The organism is Paenibacillus sp. N22P23 (assembly GCF_059383735.1).
Genome location: NZ_JBXENT010000006.1, coordinates 259547 through 283159, shown reverse-complemented (window position 1 = coordinate 283159; position 23613 = coordinate 259547). Strand labels below are relative to the sequence as shown.

Genomic DNA, 23613 nt, shown 5'->3' with positions numbered 1-23613 from the left:
AGAGCGCTTGTCAGATCCACCCGTTCTTCTCCGCGATGCCGATCGCGTCGATGCGGTTCTTCGCCTCCAGCTTCTGGATCGCTTCGGACAAGTAATTTCGGACTGTGCCGGCCGAGAGGAATAACTGTCCCGCGATGTCGCCGGCAGTCAGCCCTGCAGCCGCAAGCCTCAGCACTCCCTGCTCCCGTTCCGTGAGCGGATTCTCCGTCTCCCAGAACGAAAGCGCCAGCTCCGGGCTAACCGCGCGGCCTCCCTGCGAGACGGTGCGAAGCGCTGCGCCAAGCTCGGCGATCGGGGAATCCTTGAGCAGAAACCCCCGCGCTCCGGCCTTCATCGCACGCTGAAAATACCCCGAGCGGGAGAAAGTCGTCAAGATAACTACCCGGCACGGGTGACCCAGCTCCTTCAGTTTCTCCGCTACATCAAGGCCGCTCAACTCCGGCATCTCGATGTCCATAACGCATAGATCCGGAGACAGCTCGCGGATCATATCCAGCGCTTGTTTGCCATTCTCCGCTTGACCAATAACTTCGATGTCATCCTCCAAATCCAGCAAAGCGCTCAACGCCCCGCGAAGCATGCCTTGGTCCTCCGCTACAACAATTTTCACCGCTCATCCTCCTCCTTTGCTTCCCGACTTCTCAACCAGCGGTACAGTAAACGTCAGCAACGTGCCTCTTCCTACCGACTCCAGGGCAAGGTCGCCATCGATTAGTTTTAGTCGCTCCCGCATCCCTCGTAATCCATTCCCGCCAAATCCATCAGCCGAATCCACAGACCTCGATTCAGCAGCCTCCGTGCTCTTGCTTACCCCGATTCCATCGTCCGAGACGGTCAGCCGCAATTTTCCCGGCTCCCAAGCAAGTCGAACCGTACATACTCGCGCGCGACTGTGCTTGACGATATTCGTCACCGATTCCCGCAGACACATGCCAAGAATATTATCAATCAGAGGCGAGGGCAGCTCTCGTTCAAAATCGCTCTCTCCGCGCTCCAGCACGATACCGGCAGCTGCCAATATCCGCTTCGCCTGATCCACCTCGTCGCGCAGCTTCACCGCGCTCATCCCCGACACCAGCTCCCGCACCTGACGCAGCGCGGCACGGGAGGTCGCCTGAATATCACGCACTTCCTGCACAGCCCGCTCCGGCTGCTTGAGAATCAGCTTCTCCGCAAGCTCACTCTTCAGCGTAATGAGCGAAAGCGTGTGACCAAGCGTATCATGCAAATCCCGCGAAATACGCTGGCGCTCCTCGTTCTTAGACAATCGAGATATTTCTTCGTTTGCGAGGTTCAGCTTTTGCCGCAGCTCCCTCGATCTTCGACCAAATATTAAAGTAAATGGGATAACAAGCATGACAATCATAGCCGGAAGAAACTGCAGCAGTGCATCCGTATCGTTATACAGCTTCCAGTACCAGATTGCCGATCCAAACAGTAACTCAAGGCCGCCGATCGCAACGGCTATCTGCTTCCGACTTGTTAACATTCCGATAATCGGTGCCGGATAGAAAGCCATATATAGTGATCCTACATTGCTGAAACTGAACAGACCTACAATGATCAGCATCCCAAATATGCATAAGAGGCGTCCCCGCTCGTAGCTGTAGCTATAAATATAAATCGCGATAAACACAAGGACTGCCGTCAATCCCATCGCAACCCTAGCAGGCGGTTGGTTGAATAAATGATAAAGCGGGAACACAAGATAGACTAACCATATCATTGCAAATAACACAGGCGGACCTACTTGAGGCCGCCGCATCACGTTCCACATGCAATTACACCGCTTCCTGCTTTTTCATTATCCAAGATGATACCACCATCAGGACCACTACGTAAATCGCGAGAATGCCGATTCCCGTCCAGTCCAACGATTGGCCGGCGATAATATTCCAAGCCCCTTGCCCGAGTCGGTACGTTGGTGTTACCTCAGCTACCTTCTGCATCGTGGAAGACATCGTTTCATACGGCATCCATAGACCGCCTACAACGGATAGTCCCATATAAGCTACCGTGCTCAATACCTGTACGGCATCGGGGTTGCGCATCGAGCCGAACAGCGTGCCAAGCGTCATAAAGGACAACCCGCCAAGCCAAATCCATGCACCGCTTGCAATCCAGGTCGAAACAGGCAAGTCGATTTGTTTAGTGATACCGCCTATGAGAAACATCATGACAACGATGAAGAGATTGATAATGGCTTGGGATGCGATTTTCGATACGATATAAGCCCATGAAGGCAAAGGCGTAATGCGCAGCATGCGAATCCAGCCTTGCGAGCGTTCACGCGCTAAACGGATGCTGTAGGTCGAGAAGCTGGCCCCGATAATGCCATAGCACGTCATCGACATGAGATAATAAGCGGACCAGTCTACGCCTCCGACAACCTTATTGTCGCCAACGATGTTGGAGAAGAGGAAGTAGAAGATAATCGGCATGACGATCGAGAAAATAAAAAACCGTTTATTGCGGACCGTTCGCAGCAGCTCCGCTTTACACTGGGCGAGTGTCGCCCTAATCATGGTTCCATTCATTGTTAGTCACTCCCACTAGTTTATCCTGATCGCTCAGGTGTTATTTGACTAATTCGACTGCTGTACGAGCGCTTGGAACGCATCCTCCAGCCCGCCGGTTTGAATTTCGATGTCGCGCATATCAAATCGTTTCTCAACTAACGCTATAATAAGTCGATCCGTGTCGGAGCTGTACAGCTTCACCCTGCGGCCGCTCCATTCCACATCCGTCACATCCGGCAGCGCAAGCAGCGATTCGGTCGTTACGCTATCGCCTGCTACGAATGAGATCACACGTCCTGTCGTTTCGGCTTTAATCTCGCTTGGCGTGCCATCGGCAATCAGTTTGCCGTTATTAATGACGATAATGCGGTCAGCAACACTATCGGCTTCGTCCAAATAATGCGTCGTCAATACGATCGTTTTGCCCTTTCCTGCCATGGCTTTGACCGTATCCCAGAACAGCTGGCGCGAGGTCACATCCATCCCTACAGTCGGTTCATCAAGAAAAATCACATCCGGGTCGCCGGCAAGCGCCAGTGCAAATCCAAGCCTTCTCTGCTGCCCGCCTGACAGCGCGGTTGCAAATTTGTTTTTCTCTTCCGTCAGATTCGATACCTTCAATAAGTAATCGAGCGGCAGCGGCTTCTTATAGTAGCTGCGGAACAATTCAATGCTCTCGCCCACCTTCAGTCCATCAATTACGCTGACATCCTGCAGCATCGCACCGATTCGGTCGCGCACCTGCTGATCGCGAGGATCGCCGCCAAGCAGCTTCACTGTGCCTTTCGTTGGTTTGTACATGCCAAGTATCATGGATACGGTTGTTGTTTTGCCCGCGCCGTTCGGACCGAGCAGTGCCACAACGGTTCCCTCCGCGATCGATAACGTCAAATCGCTCACGGCTGTTTTCTCTTTGTACACCTTGCTGACACCGGTTAGCTGTATTGCAGCTTTCATCTTCATTCACTCCTCATTTCGCTTTCTCTTATGTCCTTAGTGTACCGAATCAGGTGCGTCTCCGACATGCATGAATGTAATCTGTTTCGCATGACAAATGTCATATCGCTGCAGTTTCCAAAGAAAAGAAATGAATGGGACTTGATTTCCAGCCTAGTTGTGTGTATAATCAAGAATTGTATCAAGTGTAACCTCTGGTTTTTTCCTCGTATTCGTTGTGATTACCCTTCAGATCACCACACATTCAAATTCCTTTTATTCACGGCTGCTTTAAGGAACACGGATTCACACTGGCGCGGTCGAGGAACCGCAAGGACGTTAGAGAGGTTAGGGCTTTCGTTGCTTTCGTGCACGTTTTTTAATTGAAAGTAGGAAGACATTAGCGGTTACGCTTATCATATTTTGCGGCGCAAGTTACGACGCCTGCACATAGTGAACATACAAGAAGGAACGAATGACGCCGCATTTGGCGCGTTGTACGTCTCTTCAAACAAAAAGACCCTCGCTTCGAGATGAAGCGGGGGTCGTCCAATTTTTAGGGGCTATTTTAACCGATCGAGGCTGCATTCCCCTTCTTCTCCAAGCTAATCCACACAAGCCCCGCAACCATGAATACCGTACCGCCCAGCTGCCAGCCGCTAATCTGCTCGTTGAAGAAGAAATACCCTGCCGTAACCGCCGACGCCGGCACGACATAACGGAAGAAGTTCGCCCGTGTTGCGCCGATTTTGAACATGCTCGCATTCCACACCACGAACGAGAATATCGTGCAAATCAGGACGTTATATGCGATAGCTTCATAGGAGCTTGATGTTAACGCACTCCATTCTACCTTGCCCCACGAACCTAACGTGAACGGGAACATGAACAGCATGCCGAAGGTGATGTACCAGGTGCTGACCCGCAGCGCCGAATACGTCTTCATCAGCGGCATACAGGCGAGGTTAAACAAGGCACCGATGACGCTAACGCCAAGTGCGAGCATATTGCCGACCATGTTATCCGAGGAGAGATCGAAGCCCTCCGCTCCGCCTAGAATAACGAGACAAACACCCGCCATAGCCGCCACACCGCCAACGATCAGACGAGACGTCACCTTCTCTTTCATAAACAAAGGTCCAAGCAGCGCTGCAAAAATCGGCCATGGTGCCACATTAAGCAGCGAAGCATTAGCGAGCGTCGTATATTTGATCGAGTACATAACCGCGATCTCAAGTGCCGTCACGCCGACCAAACCGATAGCCACGAGCTGCAAAGCCGCCTTAATCGGGACCCGAACACTCCCTTCCTTGAGGTAAAGCAGGAGAAAGAAGAACGGCGTGGAGATGGAGAAGCGCAGGAAGGCGAACAGAATCGGGTCAAAGGTTTCCATCGCACTGCGCGATACGCCGAAATTAGCCCCCCAGATCGCCGAAACCAGCACCAAGCCCAGGTAATATATCCATTTGCGATCTTGCTTCATTCGTGAATTGAGCCCCATTCCCGTAAGTTTCCATTGCCAACAGTTTGACGGATTTGTGCTTGAAATACAATAACAAAAATAATCGGCGCTCCGCGATTGGAGCACCGATTAGAACGGCTTAAGGTGAAACGGCTTTCGTCGTCCTCTTAACGGCACTACTATTTCTTATCGTTTAATAAAAAGGCTTCAGCACCATGAAAATAAAGAGCAGCGTCCCCATAGCAGTAGCTCCGTAATAAAGCTTATTGGCTTTGTTCAGCAAACGAACCTGATTGTCAGGAACCGCTTGGTCCGCGCTCAGCGACTTCGAATTCTCGATCTCCACACCTAGCTTCTTCGTCACCGGTGCGGCAAAGCCGATCACCAGTACTTGAATCGCAATATAGAGTGCAAGCGAGCCTAGAATCCAGAAGCTGACGAACTCCCATCCGTCTGCAAATACGAGAATGAGGCCTGTGATGACGGCGAGCGAGCCTCCAATCTTCGGAAACAGCTCCAGTTTACTGCCGAGCTTGAACGCACTGCGCAATTCGCCTACACTGTCTTTCTTGCCAAATAACGTATGAATAAAGAATGTTGGGCCTACCCCAATGATGGCTGACATGACGTGGATGAGAACAAGCAATTTCACTACTGGCTCACCTCGCGATTTGATTTTTTTGGAAAATAAGACCTATGTATGGAACAAGATGTATACTACCACACGTTCACTTACAGCTATATTACGTTCCGCTTACACTAAATAATTCCAATTGACTGACTACCTTTGTCAGTCAATTGACGTATACTAAGGAGACTCTGAAGCATGTGGGAGGAAAGTAATTTGAGTAAACTCGATTTGACGAAAACAGACAAAACCTATTATGGCGCCCGCAAGAAACCGGAGCTGATTGTACTGCCCGCCCTGCCCTACTTGCAAATTACCGGTACCGGTGCCCCCGAAAGCGAAGCTTTTGCAGCAGCGACCGAGTCCATCTATACAGCGGCATATAGCATTAAAGCGTTGTGCAAGCAGGCGGAGCAAGACTTTACGGTCGCTAAGCTGGAGGGGCAATGGTGGGTCGAAGACATGAGTCTCGATCCGCTCGAAACGCCGCGCGAGCAGTGGCAGTGGACGCTGCTCATCCGCCAGCCGGATTATGTAACGGCGGCAATTGCTGAAGAGGGGCTGCAGGCAGCGATCAAGAAGAAGCCGAATAGGCCGGTGGGCAGCGTCAGCTTCGGTCAGCTCACGGAAGGGACATGCGTGCAGATGCTGCATGTCGGTCCTTTCAGTACAGAGCCGGAAACACTTGCGATCATGTACGCGTACATAGAGCAGCAAAGACTCGCGATCAGCGGGAAGCATCATGAGATTTACTTATCCGACTTCAGGAAGACGGCAGCGGAATCGCTTAAGACGATTTTGCGATATCCGGTTTCAGTGAAATAAAAAACGTTCCTACGCCGCAGATTTACGGCGCAGGAACGTTTTTCATATTGGCACATTCGTTTAGGAAACTCTCATGATGCTGCTTAGGGGTGAACCACTACTTTGTCCGAAGTTCTGGGCGGCAATTTGGAACAGCATATCTTGCGCCATCGTTTCCAGCGTGTAGCGCGGCTGGAAGCCCCACTCGTTCTGCGCTGCGGATGTATCGAGCGAGTTCGGCCAACTCTGGGCGATTCCCTCTCTTACGGGATCGATCTGATACGTAAGCTTGAATGACGGCAGCTGCTTCCGAATTTCGGCAGCGAGCAGTTCAGGATCAAAACTCATCGCAGAAACATTATAGGCGTTACGGTGGATCAGTTTAGCGGGATCTGCTTCCATCAGTTGAATGATGGAACTGATCGCATCCGGCATGTACATCATATCCATGAAGGTTCCCTTATTAATATAAGAAGTGTACTCGCCGCAGCGGATAGCTTCGAAGAACATCGCTACTGCGTAATCGGTTGTACCGCCGCCTGGCGGCGTAAGGTATGAGATCAAGCCAGGGAACCGCAATCCCCGCGTATCGACGCCGAATTTCCGATAATAGTAGTCGCACAGCAGCTCGCCTGCTACTTTGTTAATGCCATACATCGTGATCGGACGCTGAATGGTAACTTGCGGTGTGAGATCCTTCGGTGAATCAGGGCCAAACACGCCGATCGAGCTAGGCGTGAAGAACTGGCAATTCAGCTCTCTGGCTACCTCAAGCGCATTCAATAGACCGCCCATGTTCAGCTCCCAGGCGAACAGCGGGTTCGCCTCTGCTGTTGCTGACAGAAGTGCTGCCAGGTGGATCACGGTGTCGACTTTATAGTTGGATGCAATATCATAGAAGGATTGGCGATTGTTTACGTCGAGCAATTCAAAAGGTCCAGCTGCTGCGGCCGCACTGCTTGGTTTAATATCGGTCGCAATGACATGATCTTCTCCATAGCGGGCGCGAAGCGCGGCGACAAGCTCACTGCCGATTTGGCCCGATGAACCGGTTACAAGTATCGTCTTCATTATCAGTTCCGCCTCCGAATCATGATGAACTATCGCTACACGCCGATTTGCTTCTTCATATTCTCATAGATTGCGAGCGCTTGGTCGAGCATTTCTGTCGTATGCGCAGCCGTTGGCATATTGCGGACGCGGCCCGCTCCCTTCGCAACGGTCGGGAACACGATCGCTTTGGCGTATACCCCTGCTTCAAACAGCGCTTTGCTGAACTGCTGCGTCTTCACTTCGTCTCCGATAATACATGGAATGATCGGGGTTTCGGTATGACCGGTATCGAAGCCGAGCTGTTGCAGGCCATTACGGAAGTACGCGGCATTGCTCCACAGCTTCTCCTGCAATTCTGCGCTGTCAGACAGAATATCCAGTGCTGCGCTACATGCGGCTGCAATTGCAGGCGGCGTTGCCGTTGAGAATAAGAACGGACGGCTTCTTACTTTCAGCCACTCAATCAGCTCGCGTTTGCCGGCCACATAACCGCCAACGACCCCGATCGCTTTGGACAACGTACCGATTTGAAAATCAACCCGATCCGACAAGCCGAAATGCTTGACCGTACCTGCTCCTTTGCCCAGCACGCCTGAACCATGCGCATCATCCACATAGGTAATGAGGTCATACCGCTCCGCAATCTCTACGATTTCCGGCAACTTCGCAATGTCGCCGTCCATCGAGAACACGCCGTCTGTAATGACCATTATTTTGTTATATTGACCGGATTCTCTTGCTGCCTTCGCTTGCTTCTCCAGATCTTCCATATCGGAGTGCTTAAACCGAATGACCTTCGCTTTGGTCAAACGGCAGCCGTCAATAATGGAAGCGTGGTTCAGTTCATCAGAGAGAATGGCGTCGCCTGCCTCCATAACCGCCGAAATCGCTGCCATATTACAGTTGAAACCGGATTGGTATGCTATAGCGGCCTCCGTTTGCTTGAAACGCGCTAATTTCGTCTCTAACTCTTGGTGAATCTCCATCGTTCCGTTTATCGTACGTACAGCACCGGCGCCAACACCGTATTTGCGAAGGGCCATTTCTGCCGCTTGAATGAGCCGTTCATCGCCTGCCAAACCTAAGTAGTTGTTGGAGGAAAGATTGATCAGCTCTCGGTTGTTAATATGAATAAGCGGGCCGTTGCCGCCTTGCAGGACATGAATCTCGTTAAATAAGCCGTTCTTCTTCATTTCTTCCAAGTTCCGCTGCAAAAAAGCGGTCAATGATGAACTGGACATAGTCGGTATCCCCATCTCAATTGGTTTAAACATCCATTTGCTTATATTATACATATGTATGTTATGACGCACAATAGTTTTGTATGTTATAGCGCACGAATCATTTTCGACTTTTATCCGCGCTTGGGCTACAATAGGCTAAATAGGAGAGCGAAGCGGGAGGCATTTATGGAACAGATTCATATTAAACTAGGGCGGAATTTGAAAATGATCCGTCAAACGAGAGGCTTCAGCTTGGACAAGGTTGCCGAGCTGACCGGCGTCAGCAAAGCGATGCTCGGTCAGATTGAACGCGGCGAGACGAGCCCGACCATCTCGATTATATGGAAGATTGCCAATGGGCTTCGGCTTTCTTTTACCACGTTAATTGAGGAGCCGCCTTCTGAGGTTGCGGTGATTACAAAGGAAGACTTGGAGCCGCTGCTCGAAGCAGACGGACACTATCGCGTCTATCCGATGTTTCCGTTCGAGCCTACGAAGAAGTTCGAGGTCTATTCCGTCGAAATGGATGCCGGATGCACGCATGCATCCGAGGCCCACAGCCCCGGCGTGGAAGAATATATTCTTGTCTCTACAGGGACACTCATCATCGAGATTCAGAACACTTCCCATACCGTAGGCGCAGGCAGCGCTGTTCGCTACGCGGCGGATCAGCCGCATTTGTACCGTAACCCCGGTGAAGACATCGTGCGGTATGATGCGATCATTTACTATCCTTAATAGAAGAAAGGACGATTAACGCTATGAATAATCGTATTGAGCAGCTGGTTGCCTACATGGAGCAGCATGCTATTGACGCTGTACTCATCACCATGCCGAAACATGTCTATTATTTGACCGGTTTTGCAACCGACCCGCATGAGCGGTTTCTCGGACTGTTGATTCCTCGTCAGGCAGAGCCGCTGCTGATCGTGCCGGCTCTGGATCTTGAAGCAGCGCAGGCCGCCTCCTCTGTGACAAGCATCCATACGCATACAGACACCGACAATCCGTATGAGGTGTTAAATAAGCTTATGCCCGCAGGCGTTCAGTCGCTTGGGCTGGAGAAGGACTACATGACCGTTAGTCGGTTCGAGGCGATCAGCCGCGCGGTTGGCGCATCCGTCTACGCCGATATCGACGAGCCGCTGCGCGAAATGCGCGTTATCAAGACGCCGGATGAAGTCGTGCGCATGAAGCATGCCGTCCGTATTATCGAGGACGTGCTGCGTGCAGGCATCGCGCAAGTAAAGCCGGGCGTCAGCGAAATCGAGCTCGTAGCCGAGCTGGAATACCAGATGAAGAAGCTCGGCGCGAGCGGTCCTTCCTTCGCGACAATGGTGCTGGCCGGCGAGAAATCCGCAATGCCGCACGGTGTTCCGGGTTCGCGCGTGGTGCGCTCGGGTGAGTTACTGTTATTTGATCTAGGCGTCTATGCGGATGGGTATGCATCGGATATTACGCGTACGTTCGCGGTTGGCGATATTACGGAAGAGCAAACGAAGATTTATAATACGGTGCTGACGGCGAATCTGCTGGGGATCGAGGCCACTCGCCCGGGCGCTACGCTTGCGAGTCTCGACCGCGCGGCACGCGAGCATATTGAGTCAGCCGGTTACGGGCCGTACTTCATGCATCGGCTCGGCCACGGCCTTGGCATGGACGTGCACGAATATCCGTCCGTGCATGGGCAGAACCAAGACGTGCTGCGCAGCGGCATGGTCTTCACGATCGAGCCGGGCATCTACGTGCCGAACGTCGGCGGCGTCCGCATCGAGGACGACGTCCTCGTCACGGACAGCGGCGTCGAGGTGCTGACGACGTTCCCTAAGGAACTTACGGTGATTGGTTAGTGATATTGGAGGCAGAAATGCCTCTAACCGGCGATTTCGTCGGCTTTCGCGGCTTACATAACGGAGAAGGTCGGGGAGCCGCCGGTTCAGTTTGATTGGGTTGGCGGCTGAGAGTCGAGTTTTCCTACTCTCAGTCTTTTTTCATGGTGATTTCGGCGCTGAGAGTCGAGTTTTCCTACTCTCAGCTTCTCACACGGGTTTCGATTGTTGGGTTTGGATCAAGGGCCGAGAGCGGCATATTCGCTTACAGCCCTCACGGCGCCTCCCTCTCGCCGATACCCACCTCGCTCGAACACGCCATAACCGCACGAAAAAAGCCCCCGACTTCCCAAAGCCGGGGGCTCTCCACTATTGCCTACACATCAACTTAATGATACTCAACGCCTCTTGCTGCACTCTCCGCATAACCAGGCTTCGTCACGCTAACATAAACGAATCCGCTGTCCCCGACCAGCTCGCCGATCTCAAGTGTAATCGCACTTGAGCCCTCTTGGACTGTACCTTGGCCCAGCAGCTTAGTCAGGTTGCCTGAATTATATACTTTGATTGTGCTTCCTGCAGCCAGATTCGTGACCGTTACCGTATCTGGACCATCCGCAACGCGAGCTACAACAGCATCGCTATAACCTAGCAATGGTGTTACGGAGATACCAACTTGGTAAGCTTCCCCGCCCCAGAATAGGAGTGTGTAGTTACCCGGCACTGCACCTGTTGTATCCATTGTCAGAAGCTGACCTACCTGAGCAGCTGCTACCTCAAGTACATCAATCGCGATTCGTTTCAACTCATCCAGCGAACCACCGCGGTTGGATGGAATGAGTAGAACCGTCCCCGCATGATCGACCTTGAATTGAAGCTCGTCCCCTGCTTCAACCGCATAAGCCGGCTTCATCGTAAACATCGGCACAGCGGCGAAAGGTCTTGTTTCGAAATCACCGGTCTGCACGCTGCCTTCTGAATCTTTCAACGTTCCGGAAGCGATTTTGATCACATTCTGATCCCCTGCAAACGGAGTCGCAAGTGTAATAACCAACGTTTTACCCTCTGCGATTCCTACGGTATCTGCTTCACCAAGCGGACTGTAAGTTGCACCGTTATTATGCGAGATCGAAATGCCCGAAACTAGATTCACAATATTCGGGAAGATCGCTCGATTCATTTCAATGCCAATGGCAGCATTATTGGTTTGCGGAAAAATCTTCGTGATATGCAGCGGCGCTGTAGGGTCCGCAGGCTCTTCGTCATAGCGTCTGCTTCCTTTATCACTCTCTGCATACCCCGCTTGAGTTACGCTGAAATAAAGCTCGCCGCCGCCTGGGATCAACGCCAATTCAAACGTGACTGAGCTTTGTCCCGCAGCTACAGGCTCGCTCGTTGCAAATGCGGTCGTTTCCCCATATCCGTTATACAGTTTCACTACGCTGCCTGCTGAAAGCCCGGTTACGGTTACGCTATCCTCGTCGCCGATTTCATTATGAATGGTGAGCATATCATACGTAGGACGAGGGGTTACATCGATCTCAACTGACGCGTAGTCGCCTCCCCAAACATTCATGTTGTAAATGCCCGGAGCCAGTCCTTCCGTCTCAAGCGCAAGCTCTTGACCGACCATCTCTCCGGTTACGATAAGCTTAGCTCCTTTCCCAAGAACAACCTGCTGCGTATAGTCGTATTCGGTGCCACCACCAAAACTTCTCTGCGTCAGATAAACCGTAGTCGCTGAATCCACTTTGAAGTGAAGCGCTTCGCCCACATGAATCGACTTTTGCGGCATCACGGTAAAGAGCGGTCCGGCTGCAAAAGTCCAAGACTTGATTTCACGATTCAGCACGATACCCTCGGAATCTTTGAGAGCCGCTGCCGCTACCTTCACCACATTTTCCTTACCGGTAAAAGGTACAGCAAGATCAATGTCGATGATGTTCTTATTGATTGTGATGACATCGTCTGCCGCTAGTGCGCTGAACGTTTTCCCACCATCGACGGAGAACGTAATCGCGGCCTTCAATGCTGCCAAATCCGCGCCATTGTTCACAATCAAACGGTTAAATACCACACCAATATAGGTATTGCGATCTCCTGTATAGAGATTGGTTAAGTTCAGCGGGCTGTCCTCTGAATCCATAATATAAATATAATGACGGTTCGACACATTACCTGCCGCGTCAATTGCAACAACATAATAAGTGCCGCCCAGATAATCCGTTGTAGCAAAATCCACCTTCTGACCCGCGGTTACAGTTGCCTTCTGACCAAGCCCATCGCGAGCGGCCAAATCCAAATCATTCTTATTAGCCGGTACAAAATCCTTCATGAAATAGATATCGCCGCTCTCATTGCTGGTAGCCGAAATCTTCTCACCCGAAGTAATGTGATCCGCAACACCGCTAACGGTTGGCGCTGTCGAATCTGTTGGACGAGTCACAACCGGAGGTGGTGTCGGCACTGTAGGATTACCTGTCGGCACGGACTGGTCCTTGCCGCCGACATTCACCTTAACGTCCTCTTTCACATCGCTGCCAAGCTTGATTTCAGCCGGCTTTTGATCCATTTTGACGCCTTCAGCATTAATAACGGCGGAAGCAACCGCTCCTTCGCCCGTTATCGTAGTCGCCGCATTCATGACGAGCGACAGAATTTGCGCCTCTTTGCTCAACTTAATCGTGCTTGCATCGGCATTCTCGTCGACATTCAACTCGCCGACAGAACCAGATGGAATTTCAATTGCGATATGCTTCGCCAAGACATTGACGGTCTCAAAGGAACCTACCAAATTGATTTGCGAATCGGCAGGAAGCTTGTCCGACAGCGTCAACGTGTCAATCTTGGAGTCCTTCTCCGCTTCAACACGTGCAGGAGATTGAACCACAAACTCGGTAATTTGAGCAGTTCCCTCGACAACGATGCGGATGGTGCCATCCTTCTTGTCCACGATAACAGTCAGCATAATGGTATTCTCAAAGTGAACACTATGCTCGCCGCCGCCTTGAACGATCGTTTTGCCGTTTACTTTGACGTTCTTCAGGAATACATCGCCTTCGCCAATCCCTGCACCAAGAACCAGATCGCCGTTTACTTCAACGTTCTGAAGGGTAACGCCCGGCGCATCAATGAGCAGGTTCTTCGGTACAACCGATAGCTTCTCTGCAGCAGGACCATATGTGCCCGCTTGTTTAAATACGATGCTTTCTTTCTTCATTAAACGGTTTAACAGAACAACCGCTTCCGCTCGTGTCAGCGTATCTGCGGGACGGAACTTTCCGCCGCTGCCTTGCATAATGCCTTGATCGCCTACGGCGCCAATTGCTCCTGCACTCCATGCGGCCATTTCTTTGCGGTCTGCGTAACGATCCGCGGCTGCCGAATTGTTCAGTACGAGCAGTCTTGACAGCATTACCGCTGCTTCTTCACGGCTCACCGGCTGCTGTGGTTTAAACGTGCCATCCGCGAAACCAGCAATATAGCCTGCGCCTGCTGCCGCGCTTATTTCCTTCGCGTACCAGGTTTCAGCAGCCACATCACTGAACTTCGCTGCCGATTGCTTGACTATTTTGAAAGCATGATTGATTAGATTTACCCATTCACTGCGTGTAATCGGTGCATTCGGACGGAACGTTCCATCCCCATACCCATGAATCGTGCCTTGCTCAGTAAGCTCTTGAATTTCTTCTTTGGCCCAGTGGCCTTCTACGTCCTTCGCTGCTGCGAAAACAGCCGTGTTCATCATGGAACATACAATCAAAACCGATAGTACGAATGAAACGAAACGTTTAGTAGATATGAACCGCAAACCATCCAGCTCCTCCCAAAATAGGTGTCACTGGAAATTATATCCTCACACATTCGACATTTCTAGACAAAAATTGGACAATATTGTGAAATAAGGTCTTACTTTGTCACTACATTCACACTTTCACGTTCACAGCAATAAGAGGAAGCGCCCAATCGATCCAGGACAACTCTTCCTTCAATAGGCCTACCTTGCGACGGTACAGCAGGTAACGGCCGAACTGCTTGGACGCAATGTCCGTTACAATCGCAGGGTCAGCCTCCATGATCTCAAGTTCCGCCTCCACCCGCTGCAAGCGCTCCATGAGCGCCGCTGTCCGTTCTTGAAACAAACGCAGCGCAATAGCTGGTTCCACCAACCCGATCGCATAGACCTTGAGCAGGAACTCATCGCGCTCAATACTTTCCCCTGCCGGAGCGTCATCAATCCAGCTGCGCAGCGCTGAAGCCCCATCCTCAGTGATAGTGTATAGTTTCTTATCCGGTTTACCCGTCTGCCCAATTAACTCGCAAGTCACGAGCTTCTCCTGCTCCAGCATGGCGAGCAGCGGGTAGATTTGACTGTGCTTAGCCTGCCAAAACAATTTAAGCAGCTTGGACAGCTCATACCCTGTGCATGGCTTACGCACCAGCATGCCGAGCAGTCCGTATGACAGTGTATTCATGAATGAATTTCCCCCTTGGTGCTATCTTTGTATGAAAAGCGTACCATAACTGCTGCGGAAACGCATGTTATGCCACATATCATTGCCATGAGTGCGCTTTCTTGCTAAGATGATAGCAGGCTTTCGATTAGCATTCACCGGATTACAACGAGCTGCACCGCCAAAGGGCAGCGACAGCCGTTTCACCTTGTTCCGCTCGGTACGGAGCAGCGATCCTGCCACCGATTTTGCGGATAAAAGAGGGGTTAACATGAATCAAACGGAAGCGGAATTTAGCAATTTGGTCAAAGCGTTCCGCAAACGGCATATGGGCAAAGGCCCCAGCCGCATCTCGACGACCTTCTGTAAGCACTGGGCGATTTGCGAGATGGATGGCAATCTGTCGCCGATCGAGAAGTTTATCGCGTCAGCGAGCGACGGCAAACAGATGCTGCGCGAAGCGCGGACGCAGTGGGTAAAGGACATCTACCGCAACCACCCTCCCACAGAGATGGAGAAGCTGCTAGGTGCACGATTTCTGGAGTTATATGTAGATATCGATATTGATAAAGATTTCGGCATGTCGGTGTTTGTGTTCGATCAAGACATTGAGCGCAAATTCGGCAGCAGCCGTTAACGATACGTGTTGGCGCTTAGCAGCGAACCTGCAAGAGACTAACCGCGAAGAGACGATTTTTCTTGGAAAAGAAAATGTCGGGCTCTGCGCGGTTTTTTTATGTCATTCCATGGAACAGGCACGTCGCCCCACCATTTTAAGAAGGAGGCCATCCCTAATGGGCAAAACCAAACATACGGGGCCAATCAAGCTCCCCGGCAAACCCGATCCGAAGCTGTGGGTGAGCAAAGTCCCCTTCGGGCTCGGCAAAGTAAAGCCGAAGCATATTCGCGATACAATCAAAGTCATGGCTGATAACCGAGATAATCTGCCGTATGCCATGCGGATCTTGACACAAGGCGTTTGCGACGGCTGCGCGCTCGGCGTTTCCGGTCTCTACGATCAGACGCTCGCCGGTCCGCATGTCTGCACGACCAGACTCAACCTGCTGCGGCTCAACACCATGCCGGCGATCAAGCCTAATGTGCTGCATGCCGATATCGACGAGCTGCGCAAAATGGACAGTACGGAGCTGCGCAAGCTAGGCCGCCTGCCCTATCCGCTCATCCGTCGCAGGGGCGAGCGCAAGTTCAGCCGCTTGTCCTGGGATGCCGCGCTCGATCTGATCGCGGAGCGAATCCGCGGGATTGATCCGAAGCAATTGGCATTCTACTTAACGGCTCGCGGCATTACAAACGAGTCCTATTATGCTGCAGCCAAAGTCGCCCGCTTCCTCGGGACGAACAACATCGACAACGCCTCGCGTATCTGCCACTCCCCTTCCAAGACGGCGCTTAAGCGTTCTGTCGGCATTGGTGCCTCAAGCTGCAACTACAAGGATTGGATCGGCACCGATGTGCTTGTCTTCTGGGGCAGCGTTGCCGCGAACAATCAGCCGGTATCGACCAAATATATGTACGCAGCCAAACGCAAAGGCACGAAGATTATCGTCATTAACCCTTACCGCGAGCCGGCCATGGACGGGTACTGGGTTCCCTCTATTGCGGAATCTGCGCTGTTTGGCACCAAGCTCGCAGACGACTTCTATCAAGTGAACATTGGCGGCGATATCGCCTTCATGCACGGGGTGATGAAGCACTGGTTCGCTATGGAAATGGAGAAGCCCGGCTCTGCCATCGACCGTAAATTCGTCCGCGAACATGTCAGCGGCTACGAGGAACTGCGGCTGCATGTCAAGAGCCAGGACTGGGCGCAGCTAGAGCGTTCCTCCGGCATCTCTAGGGAACGTATGGCCGAATTCGCCGAGCTGCTGGCAGCCTCGAAGTCCGGCGTATTCGTCTGGAGCATGGGGCTCACGCAGCACCGCTTCGGCACGGACAACATTTCGCAGGTGGCTAATCTTGCGCTCCTGCGCGGTTTTCTCGGCCGCGAATTCTGCGGCCTGATGCCAATCCGCGGACACAGCGGCGTACAGGGCTCCGGCGAGATGGGCGCCGACCCCTTCAGCTTGCCGGGCGGCGAATTCAAAGGGGAAGACATCCCTCGCATCGAGGAAGTATGGGGCTTTAAGCTGCCAACATGGCAGGGCGACATCGTCGGTGTCACGCTGGAGAACGCGCTGCTGCCGGATGATCACGAACGTAAGCTGAAGCTGTTCTATACATCCGGGGGCAACTTTCTGGAAACGATGCCGGAGCCGGATTTTGTCCGTCAATGTCTGGAGGCCGTCGAGATTCGCGTTCATCAGGATATCGTACTGAATACCTCGACACTCGCTGACGCGAAGGAAGCTGTTATCGTCCTTCCCGCGATGACGCGCTATGAGCAGCCCGGCGGCGGTACCTCCACCTCGACGGAACGGATGGTTTATTTCTCGCCGGAGATTGCCGGCCCTCGCATCGAGGAAGCACGCACAGAGTGGCAGATCTACTGCGATTTAGCCGCACGCGTGTACCCGGAGCGCGCCGCAATCGTGCAATTCAAGGACGCGCATGCCCTGCGCGGTGAAATCGCCAAAGCCTCACCGAATTACGAAGGTGTCCAGCATCTGAAGAACAAAGGTGACGTGTTCCAGTGGGGCGGCGCCTGGCTTTGCGAGGATGGCATCTGCCCGACGAAGGACGGACGCGGACGGCTCATCCCGGTGGAACTGCCGGAGCTGCGCAAGCCGGAGGGGCATTTCTATATCACGTCGCGCCGCGGCAAGCAGTTCAATTCCATGATTTACAGCAATAGGGATCCCTTCAATGCTGCCGATCGGTACGATGTCCTGCTAAGCAAGAGCGACGCAGCGAAGCATGGCATAACGGAAGGCGAAGCTGTCGTGCTCTACAACAACAGCGGCAATTTCCATGGCAGGGCGAAGTTCGCCGACATTGCAGCCGGCAATCTGGAGCTCTACTGGCCGGAGTGCAATGCGCTGCTGCCGAAGAAAGTATATGAACCTTATGCCGGCATTCCGGAGTACAATACAGCAGTCGTGCTGGAACGAGCGGAAACGTATCATGCGCTTAAGGATACAAGATATGTGGAGAAACGCATCGCGGAGCTCGACCAGGAAATAACGGACGAGGAATAACAACGCCTTCGAAGTTTGTACAATGGGGAGGAATGAGAAATGCTGCCGAGCATCACGGCCAAATGGCGCATACGCAAGTACAACAACGGCGCAGCCTCCCTGCAGGAGGACGATATCGCGACGGAGTATCCGCTGACGGTTCGGCTTGATGGCGAGGAATTCGCCACCATTGTCTGTTCACCGACCGATCTGGAGGAAATGATCATCGGCTTCTTGGCCTCTGAAGGGGTCATCAGGCAGGCGGCTGAGATCGAATCGCTTCGAATCGACGAGGAACGCGGCTTTGTCTACGTCGAGCTCTATAATAAGCAATCGACCAGTAAAGAGGAAGTTTCCAAACGTTTCATCGGCTCATGCTGCGGGAAGAGCCGCCAGTTTTATTTTCACAACGATGCCCGAACAGCACGCACCTCCATGAGCCGCATGACCATCACGCCGGCACAGTGCAGCGCACTTATTCGACTATTACAAAATAGCTCCGGCGAGTTCAAGCTGACCGGCGGTGTACACAATGCAGCACTTTGCACCGCAACGGAGCTGCTTGCCGTTCGGACTGACATCGGCCGCCACAATGCGCTCGATAAGCTGTTCGGCTATTCGCTTCAGCAGCGGGTTGCGATCACAGATAAAATAATCGCCTTCAGCGGACGACTCTCTTCCGAGGTCGTACTGAAGGCGGCCAAAATCGGCGTCGGCATTCTGCTCTCGAAGTCAGCGCCGACTGACCTTGCGCTCAAGCTTGCGGAGGATCTCGGCATTACATGCGTCGGATTTATCCGAGGCAATGAAATGAATGTATATACGCATGGTCAACGGATCGCAGATGAACAAAGCGAAAGCGAGGAGCGCTAATGCGCCCCTCGCTTTTCGTTTAGCTATATTAATGTACCGGAGTCTTCGTCTTCGCCTGCTCCAGCAGCTTCTTGATATGCGCCTCAAACTTCAGCGGTTTGGTCGTTGGCGAGTAACGCTTCACGACGCGTCCTTCCGCATCAACTAGGAATTTCGTGAAATTCCACTTGATCCCCGAACCGAACAACCCGGATGCTTCCTTCTTCAGATACTTATATAACGGGTCGGCGTCTTGCCCGTTCACATCGATTTTGCCAAGCAGCGGGAACGTTACGCCAAAATTGATTTGGCAGGTCTCTTCCATGTCACTGTTCTTCACCGGCTCTTGATTCTGGAACTGGTTGCACGGGAAACCCAGCACCGTAAGTCCCGTATCCTTATAGGTTTCGTGCAGTCGCTGAAGCTCTTTGAACTGAGGCGCCAACCCGCATTTGGTCGCTGTATTTACGATTAGCAGCACTTGGCCGCGGTAATCAGACAACGATTTCTCCTCGCCTCTGACCGTTTGCACCTTAAAGTCATATACGTTCATGCCACGTCACCTCATTTGTATTTTATACAATATTATTGTAAACAATTTATCGGCGTTTGAAAAGCATCTTTTGCAACGATTATTAATATTGCACAAATCGTTCTTAATTCTGCATATCCTCATCGCACTTTCAGATCCATACAATGAAATCAGATACGCACGGTCAACATGATTCTATTGAAGGAGGCATCACGTTTTGGATTCCATGAGACAGCAGTTATTGTTCCTGCATTTGACGTCACCGGATTTAAAATCCCCTACCATCGCCTGGTCCTTGTACGACGGCGCAGCGCCTGAGGATGCACTGCCTATGAATACCGGCGACTCCAACGAGCCGCCTTACAAATCGGTTCTTCATGCCATGCGAGATGGTTGGAATGTGATCCAAGTCCCAACACTCCCGCACTATCTCGCAGGCCAGGAGCATGACACCGGCCATTTGCCTTACGAATATGTACTTGAGAGGAAGGTACCCCTGCATGAGTAGCTTGAATATGACGCCGGCAGATCCGAAGCATCTGCTCACTGCTGCGCAAATGGCAAAATTCGTTACCGACGGATTTCTGTTGCTGGATGCCTTCATCCCCGGGCACCTGAACGAACTGGTTTATAAGGAGCAAATTCAGCACAGCCAGGGCCATAAGTTTTGGAATGAATCCGAGCATATCCGCAGTGTATTCGAATTGCCCGAGGTACAAGGAATCATTCAGAGCTTGGTCGGTCTCGAGCCCGTGTACGACCACTCCTTTCAACATATCGTCCCTGCTAACTATCCCGTCGCGCAGGATTGGCACGGCGATTCCATCATTGATGTCCGGCCGCATGCCTTCGATATTCAGCTGTTCTACTTCTCCCACGATGCTCCGCCGGAGATGGGGCCGACACTTATTCTGCCGGGTTCCCATTTGCGCAAGATCAACACCTTCAGTCTCGCTCGGTACAAAAATATTATCGGTCAACGGCAGCTCGCAGGCAAAGCCGGAACGCTCGCCATTCTCCATCACGGCATGTGGCACTGCGCGCAGCCGAACTATACGGACAAGACGCGCTACGTCTTCAAACTCCGCCTCCGTCCGGGCCAGAAGCAGCGCGGCCTCTTCAATCTCGAAGGCTATCGCGATCCGGAAGTCTCCCGCATTATCCAGCAGGGCTATCAGCGCTGGCAGGGCAACGAAGACCGCCTCGATCATATGCAGCGCGCCAAACTGTGGCGTTATGTGACCGGCGACGACAATGTCGATGTGTCCTTCGAGGGTGCGTTAACTCGGATGGGCATCTAGCAGCTAGCAGCTGGCAGTTGCCAGCTGGCGTCGAGCTGAGCTGTCTCTCAATCCATAACGAAGCCCTCTGTTTCCGCTGACCGGCGAAAGAGAGGGCTTTTTAGCATGGCATCGATTATTGCAGAACAAGACTCTTCGTTCGTCTCCTGTATAAGGCAGGCTGCTCACCCGTTAGTTCCTTGAAAAGTCTGCTGAATTGCGACGTTGTGGAGAAACCGCAATCCATCGCAATCGCAGCCAGCTTCTTGTCGGTATTGGCGAGCGCAAGCTTCGCTTGATTGACCCTTCTCTGTATCAAATATTGCACCGGCGATAGCCCTGTGCTGCGCTTGAACAGGTGCCGGAAATAATCGTAGCTGTACCCTGAGATTTGCGCCAATTGCGGCATATTCAGCTTCTGGCTGTAATTCTCGTCGATGAACAGCCTGGCATGCAGCAGCTTCTCGCTGTCCGGTAGTGCAGACACTCTTTTGCCCGTACGCTCCAATTCGATAATGACAAGTTGCGTGAGGACATCCAGTTTGACGCTGAACAACGGTTTCTTCTCCAGCATTTCATGTTTCATCTGCAGCAGCAGCGTTTGTAGTGTCTTGTGCTCATCATCGATATAAATGCCGTTGGCAAGCGGAACCGGGTAATCATCATACGTGAATCCGATAAAAACGACTTCCGTCTCCGTATCGTGCCGCTCATCATGCAGATGGTCCGGTCTTGTTAACGTAATCGTATTGGCGCTGTAGGGGTACCATTCACCGTTTAAATTCATCATGCCTGAGCCGCTTACATAATAAACGAGCTCATAGCAGTTATGCTTATGCAGGTCTACGTATGTTCCCTGCTTATGTGTGGAATAGAACAAAAAATCAAATTTACAATGCATGTCCGGCCCGCCTTCCCAAATAACCGATTCGTGCTATAAAAGAACCGTTTGATTATCGCTGCGACCCACGTTTATCGTTTACATTTATTGTATTCGAAGCTCATTATACATCCACTTAGTAGTATTGAGAAGGAGTGCAGCGGACATGAGTACATGGCATAACGGTCTTACTGAAGATGAGGTGCGGCAGTATTGGGAGGATGGGTTTCTCCTGTTCGACGATGCGCTTACGGCGGAAGAGGTCGAGCTCTACCGGACGATTTGTGCAAGCGATGAAGTCGTATCCCACCGCTCGAGTGCGATGTACAAACAAGAAACGGTTCATCTGCTCGGCTTGACGACGATGCATCCCGCGCTGCTGGATTTGGCCAGACATCCTGCAATTGTATCCAAAATCATCCCGCTGCTCGGGCCGGACATCCAAATTCAGCATTCGAAACTAGCCACGAAGCCGCCTGCCAAGGGACTTGGCGAATTCCCATGGCATCAGGATTTTGCCTTCTACCCGCATACAAACACGGATCTGCTCTCGGTCATGATCATGCTTGACGATGCAACACCGGAGAACGGGTGCATGCAAATGGTCAAAGGGAGCCACAGGCTTGGGCTGCTGGATCACTCGGAAGATGGTTATTTTACCGCTGCCTGCCAAGAGCCTCAGTATTGGGAGCAAGCATCGGATCGGACTGTGCAGATCACGCCGAAGGCGGGAGGCATCAGCATCCATCATTGCCTGACGCTGCACGGCTCCCCTGTGAATCTGTCCGGCAAGGAGCGCAGAGGCATCGTGATATCGTACCGGGCCGACGATGCCTATCAGTTGGCTGACAATTTGTTCAACGACACGGGCCTTATGGTATGCGGCGAGCGTAAGGAACAGGTACGATGTGAACCCGCGACTTATCGCCTGCCGAAGCGCCACCGGCCGCTCTCGAAGTCCGCTTCGTCGTATCGTCCGTTTGGTACGGCTTGGAATCAGGTTGGCAGCGAAGTGACCGACTATTCATGAGGCCAAGATCCTCGTTCGATACTTGGAAACGATAAGCGGTAATAAGAATGAAACCCTCTCTATCCACCCGATAACGGCGATAGCAGAGGGCTTTTCTACGGTTACTCCGGCGTCTGTTCACGCATCACTTTGCGGTAATCGCTGGGGCTGACACCGGTGTGCTGCTTGAACATCTTAGAGAATTGATATAACGAGCTGCCAATCCGCTCCGCCGCTTCGGAGACGGACATGTCCGTCGACTGCATCCACTGCTTCGCTTTCTCCATCCGCCGCTGGTTCAAATACTGAATCGGGGAGCAGCCGGTAACCGATTTAAACACGCGTATGAAGTAATTCGGATGAAAATGGACAAGCTCCGCCAGCTGATCCAGCCTCACTTCATCTGCCAAATGATGATCCAAATAAGCCAATACCTGGCTGACTTTATCCAGTGATCCGCCGGCCTCCGATTGCCGCAGACGCGCTTCCCCTCCCTGCTCCAGAAACTCGCACAGCAGATCCTGCAGCAGCAGCTTTGCCCGAAGCATGGAGGTCAGCCCATTCTCCCTGTAGTGGCGCACGAGCTCGCTGATCCGCTCCGATGTCGCCGCCTGATCCGGAACATCGACGCAACTTGGTGCCTCCAGCAGTTGAAAGAGCTCCTGATCCCCGATTTTCGCATTGAAATGGCAAAAGAATTTGCTGAATACCCGATCTTCCAGTGTACGCACCGACAGCATCGTTCCGGCCGGCAGAATGACAAGCTGTCCGCGCTTCGGATACAGCTCCTCATCGCCAATTCGAACATGTCCCCCATCGCCCAGAAAATAATAGAGTCGATTGAAATCGGATAGAACGTCCATATGATACCAGCTTGAGGTGCAAGTAAAGAATGCCGCCTCCGATATATGCATGTGCAGGTTCGATATATAGCTGCCCAGCGCTTCTCTTTGCAAGCTCAACAAACCCCGTTCATAAGTGTATTTAGTTCACTCTCCTAATCTACTACAATTTAGGA

General features: G+C 52.2%; 22 protein-coding genes. 9 read left to right on the top strand and 13 right to left on the bottom strand.

Annotated features, from left to right (window positions below; translation table 11 throughout):
• Positions 1–10: 10 nt before the first annotated feature.
• The 6 genes from AC506A_RS23125 to AC506A_RS23100 form a co-directional block, all read right to left on the bottom strand.
• Positions 11–610, bottom strand: coding sequence for a response regulator transcription factor (locus tag AC506A_RS23125; protein WP_495463347.1), 600 nt, complete (start codon positions 608–610; stop codon positions 11–13).
• Positions 611–613: 3 nt separating this feature from the next.
• Complete coding sequence (locus AC506A_RS23120; protein ID WP_495463346.1) at positions 614–1777, bottom strand: sensor histidine kinase; 1164 nt, start codon at positions 1775–1777, stop codon at positions 614–616.
• A gap of 4 nt (positions 1778–1781) precedes the next feature.
• Positions 1782–2537 (bottom strand): ABC transporter permease, encoded by a 756-nt coding sequence (locus AC506A_RS23115; RefSeq protein WP_495463345.1) that lies wholly within the window; start codon positions 2535–2537, stop codon positions 1782–1784.
• A gap of 48 nt (positions 2538–2585) precedes the next feature.
• A complete protein-coding gene (locus AC506A_RS23110) occupies positions 2586–3476 on the bottom strand; it encodes an ABC transporter ATP-binding protein (protein WP_495463344.1) in 891 nt (296 codons plus the stop codon).
• 547 nt (positions 3477–4023) lie between these two features.
• Positions 4024–4938, bottom strand: coding sequence for a DMT family transporter (locus AC506A_RS23105; protein ID WP_495463343.1), 915 nt, complete (start codon positions 4936–4938; stop codon positions 4024–4026).
• A gap of 172 nt (positions 4939–5110) precedes the next feature.
• The gene (locus AC506A_RS23100; protein ID WP_495463342.1) at positions 5111–5569 is read right to left on the bottom strand and encodes a DUF2269 family protein; all 459 of its coding nucleotides are present in this window, start codon (positions 5567–5569) and stop codon (positions 5111–5113) included.
• Positions 5570–5761: 192 nt separating this feature from the next.
• Here AC506A_RS23100 and AC506A_RS23095 point away from each other — a divergent pair, with 192 nt between their 5' ends.
• Complete coding sequence (locus tag AC506A_RS23095) at positions 5762–6370, top strand: GyrI-like domain-containing protein (RefSeq protein ID WP_495463341.1); 609 nt, start codon at positions 5762–5764, stop codon at positions 6368–6370.
• A gap of 60 nt (positions 6371–6430) precedes the next feature.
• Here AC506A_RS23095 and AC506A_RS23090 read toward each other — a convergent pair whose 3' ends face one another.
• Together AC506A_RS23090 and AC506A_RS23085 are read right to left on the bottom strand one after the other, a co-directional pair.
• Positions 6431–7420: an L-threonine 3-dehydrogenase gene (locus AC506A_RS23090; RefSeq protein WP_495463340.1), complete on the bottom strand. Its 990-nt coding sequence runs from the start codon at positions 7418–7420 to the stop codon at positions 6431–6433.
• 35 nt (positions 7421–7455) lie between these two features.
• Positions 7456–8643 (bottom strand): glycine C-acetyltransferase, encoded by a 1188-nt coding sequence (locus tag AC506A_RS23085; RefSeq protein ID WP_495463339.1) that lies wholly within the window; start codon positions 8641–8643, stop codon positions 7456–7458.
• A 168-nt stretch (positions 8644–8811) separates the two neighbouring features.
• On the opposite strand from AC506A_RS23085, the gene AC506A_RS23080 reads away from it, so the two are divergent.
• Both AC506A_RS23080 and AC506A_RS23075 read left to right on the top strand, forming a co-directional pair.
• Complete coding sequence (locus AC506A_RS23080) at positions 8812–9363, top strand: helix-turn-helix domain-containing protein (RefSeq protein WP_495463338.1); 552 nt, start codon at positions 8812–8814, stop codon at positions 9361–9363.
• A gap of 23 nt (positions 9364–9386) precedes the next feature.
• Positions 9387–10475: a M24 family metallopeptidase gene (locus tag AC506A_RS23075; RefSeq protein ID WP_495463337.1), complete on the top strand. Its 1089-nt coding sequence runs from the start codon at positions 9387–9389 to the stop codon at positions 10473–10475.
• Between the two features lie 367 nt (positions 10476–10842).
• On the opposite strand, the gene AC506A_RS23070 is transcribed toward AC506A_RS23075, so the two are convergent.
• Together AC506A_RS23070 and AC506A_RS23065 are read right to left on the bottom strand one after the other, a co-directional pair.
• Entirely contained in the window at positions 10843–14265 is a 3423-nt protein-coding gene (locus AC506A_RS23070; protein WP_495463336.1) for an S-layer homology domain-containing protein, read from the bottom strand.
• Positions 14266–14380: 115 nt separating this feature from the next.
• Entirely contained in the window at positions 14381–14929 is a 549-nt protein-coding gene (locus AC506A_RS23065) for a PadR family transcriptional regulator (RefSeq protein ID WP_495463335.1), read from the bottom strand.
• A 250-nt stretch (positions 14930–15179) separates the two neighbouring features.
• Here AC506A_RS23065 and AC506A_RS23060 point away from each other — a divergent pair, with 250 nt between their 5' ends.
• From AC506A_RS23060 to fdhD, 3 genes are all read left to right on the top strand, one after another.
• Positions 15180–15545, top strand: a complete 366-nt coding sequence (locus AC506A_RS23060; RefSeq protein ID WP_495463334.1) for a Na-translocating system protein MpsC family protein — start codon at positions 15180–15182, stop codon at positions 15543–15545.
• 157 nt (positions 15546–15702) lie between these two features.
• On the top strand, positions 15703–18063 hold the full coding sequence (locus tag AC506A_RS23055) for an FdhF/YdeP family oxidoreductase (protein WP_495463333.1): 2361 nt from the start codon (positions 15703–15705) through the stop codon (positions 18061–18063).
• Positions 18064–18102: 39 nt separating this feature from the next.
• Complete coding sequence (fdhD, locus tag AC506A_RS23050; protein ID WP_495463332.1) at positions 18103–18915, top strand: formate dehydrogenase accessory sulfurtransferase FdhD; 813 nt, start codon at positions 18103–18105, stop codon at positions 18913–18915.
• A 28-nt stretch (positions 18916–18943) separates the two neighbouring features.
• Here the strand turns inward: fdhD and AC506A_RS23045 are convergent, their stop codons facing one another.
• Positions 18944–19447, bottom strand: a complete 504-nt coding sequence (locus AC506A_RS23045; protein ID WP_495463331.1) for a glutathione peroxidase — start codon at positions 19445–19447, stop codon at positions 18944–18946.
• A 196-nt stretch (positions 19448–19643) separates the two neighbouring features.
• Here AC506A_RS23045 and AC506A_RS23040 point away from each other — a divergent pair, with 196 nt between their 5' ends.
• Both AC506A_RS23040 and AC506A_RS23035 read left to right on the top strand, forming a co-directional pair.
• Entirely contained in the window at positions 19644–19934 is a 291-nt protein-coding gene (locus AC506A_RS23040) for a hypothetical protein (RefSeq protein ID WP_495463330.1), read from the top strand.
• Positions 19927–20727: a phytanoyl-CoA dioxygenase family protein gene (locus tag AC506A_RS23035; protein ID WP_495463329.1), complete on the top strand. Its 801-nt coding sequence runs from the start codon at positions 19927–19929 to the stop codon at positions 20725–20727. The genes AC506A_RS23040 and AC506A_RS23035 overlap by 8 nt, the downstream gene beginning before the upstream one ends.
• Positions 20728–20842: 115 nt before the next feature.
• On the opposite strand, the gene AC506A_RS23030 is transcribed toward AC506A_RS23035, so the two are convergent.
• Positions 20843–21607: a helix-turn-helix transcriptional regulator gene (locus AC506A_RS23030; protein WP_495463328.1), complete on the bottom strand. Its 765-nt coding sequence runs from the start codon at positions 21605–21607 to the stop codon at positions 20843–20845.
• Between the two features lie 145 nt (positions 21608–21752).
• Between AC506A_RS23030 and AC506A_RS23025 the strand changes: the two genes are divergently transcribed.
• Positions 21753–22616, top strand: coding sequence for a phytanoyl-CoA dioxygenase family protein (locus AC506A_RS23025; RefSeq protein ID WP_495463327.1), 864 nt, complete (start codon positions 21753–21755; stop codon positions 22614–22616).
• A gap of 101 nt (positions 22617–22717) precedes the next feature.
• On the opposite strand, the gene AC506A_RS23020 is transcribed toward AC506A_RS23025, so the two are convergent.
• The gene (locus tag AC506A_RS23020) at positions 22718–23551 is read right to left on the bottom strand and encodes a helix-turn-helix transcriptional regulator (RefSeq protein WP_495463326.1); all 834 of its coding nucleotides are present in this window, start codon (positions 23549–23551) and stop codon (positions 22718–22720) included.
• Positions 23552–23613 lie beyond the last annotated feature (62 nt).

Coding starts and splice junctions, on each gene's coding strand:
- AC506A_RS23120 (WP_495463346.1), bottom strand. CDS start 1,777: ATGTGGAACGTGATGCGGCGGCCTCAAGTAGGTCCGCCTGTGTTATTT.
- AC506A_RS23115 (WP_495463345.1), bottom strand. CDS start 2,537: ATGAATGGAACCATGATTAGGGCGACACTCGCCCAGTGTAAAGCGGAG.
- AC506A_RS23110 (WP_495463344.1), bottom strand. CDS start 3,476: ATGAAAGCTGCAATACAGCTAACCGGTGTCAGCAAGGTGTACAAAGAG.
- AC506A_RS23105 (WP_495463343.1), bottom strand. CDS start 4,938: ATGAAGCAAGATCGCAAATGGATATATTACCTGGGCTTGGTGCTGGTT.
- AC506A_RS23090 (WP_495463340.1), bottom strand. CDS start 7,420: ATGAAGACGATACTTGTAACCGGTTCATCGGGCCAAATCGGCAGTGAG.
- AC506A_RS23085 (WP_495463339.1), bottom strand. CDS start 8,643: ATGTCCAGTTCATCATTGACCGCTTTTTTGCAGCGGAACTTGGAAGAA.
- AC506A_RS23080 (WP_495463338.1), top strand. CDS start 8,812: ATGGAACAGATTCATATTAAACTAGGGCGGAATTTGAAAATGATCCGT.
- AC506A_RS23075 (WP_495463337.1), top strand. CDS start 9,387: ATGAATAATCGTATTGAGCAGCTGGTTGCCTACATGGAGCAGCATGCT.
- AC506A_RS23065 (WP_495463335.1), bottom strand. CDS start 14,929: ATGAATACACTGTCATACGGACTGCTCGGCATGCTGGTGCGTAAGCCA.
- AC506A_RS23060 (WP_495463334.1), top strand. CDS start 15,180: ATGAATCAAACGGAAGCGGAATTTAGCAATTTGGTCAAAGCGTTCCGC.
- AC506A_RS23055 (WP_495463333.1), top strand. CDS start 15,703: ATGGGCAAAACCAAACATACGGGGCCAATCAAGCTCCCCGGCAAACCC.
- fdhD (WP_495463332.1), top strand. CDS start 18,103: ATGCTGCCGAGCATCACGGCCAAATGGCGCATACGCAAGTACAACAAC.
- AC506A_RS23045 (WP_495463331.1), bottom strand. CDS start 19,447: ATGAACGTATATGACTTTAAGGTGCAAACGGTCAGAGGCGAGGAGAAA.
- AC506A_RS23035 (WP_495463329.1), top strand. CDS start 19,927: ATGAGTAGCTTGAATATGACGCCGGCAGATCCGAAGCATCTGCTCACT.
- AC506A_RS23030 (WP_495463328.1), bottom strand. CDS start 21,607: ATGCATTGTAAATTTGATTTTTTGTTCTATTCCACACATAAGCAGGGA.
- AC506A_RS23025 (WP_495463327.1), top strand. CDS start 21,753: ATGAGTACATGGCATAACGGTCTTACTGAAGATGAGGTGCGGCAGTAT.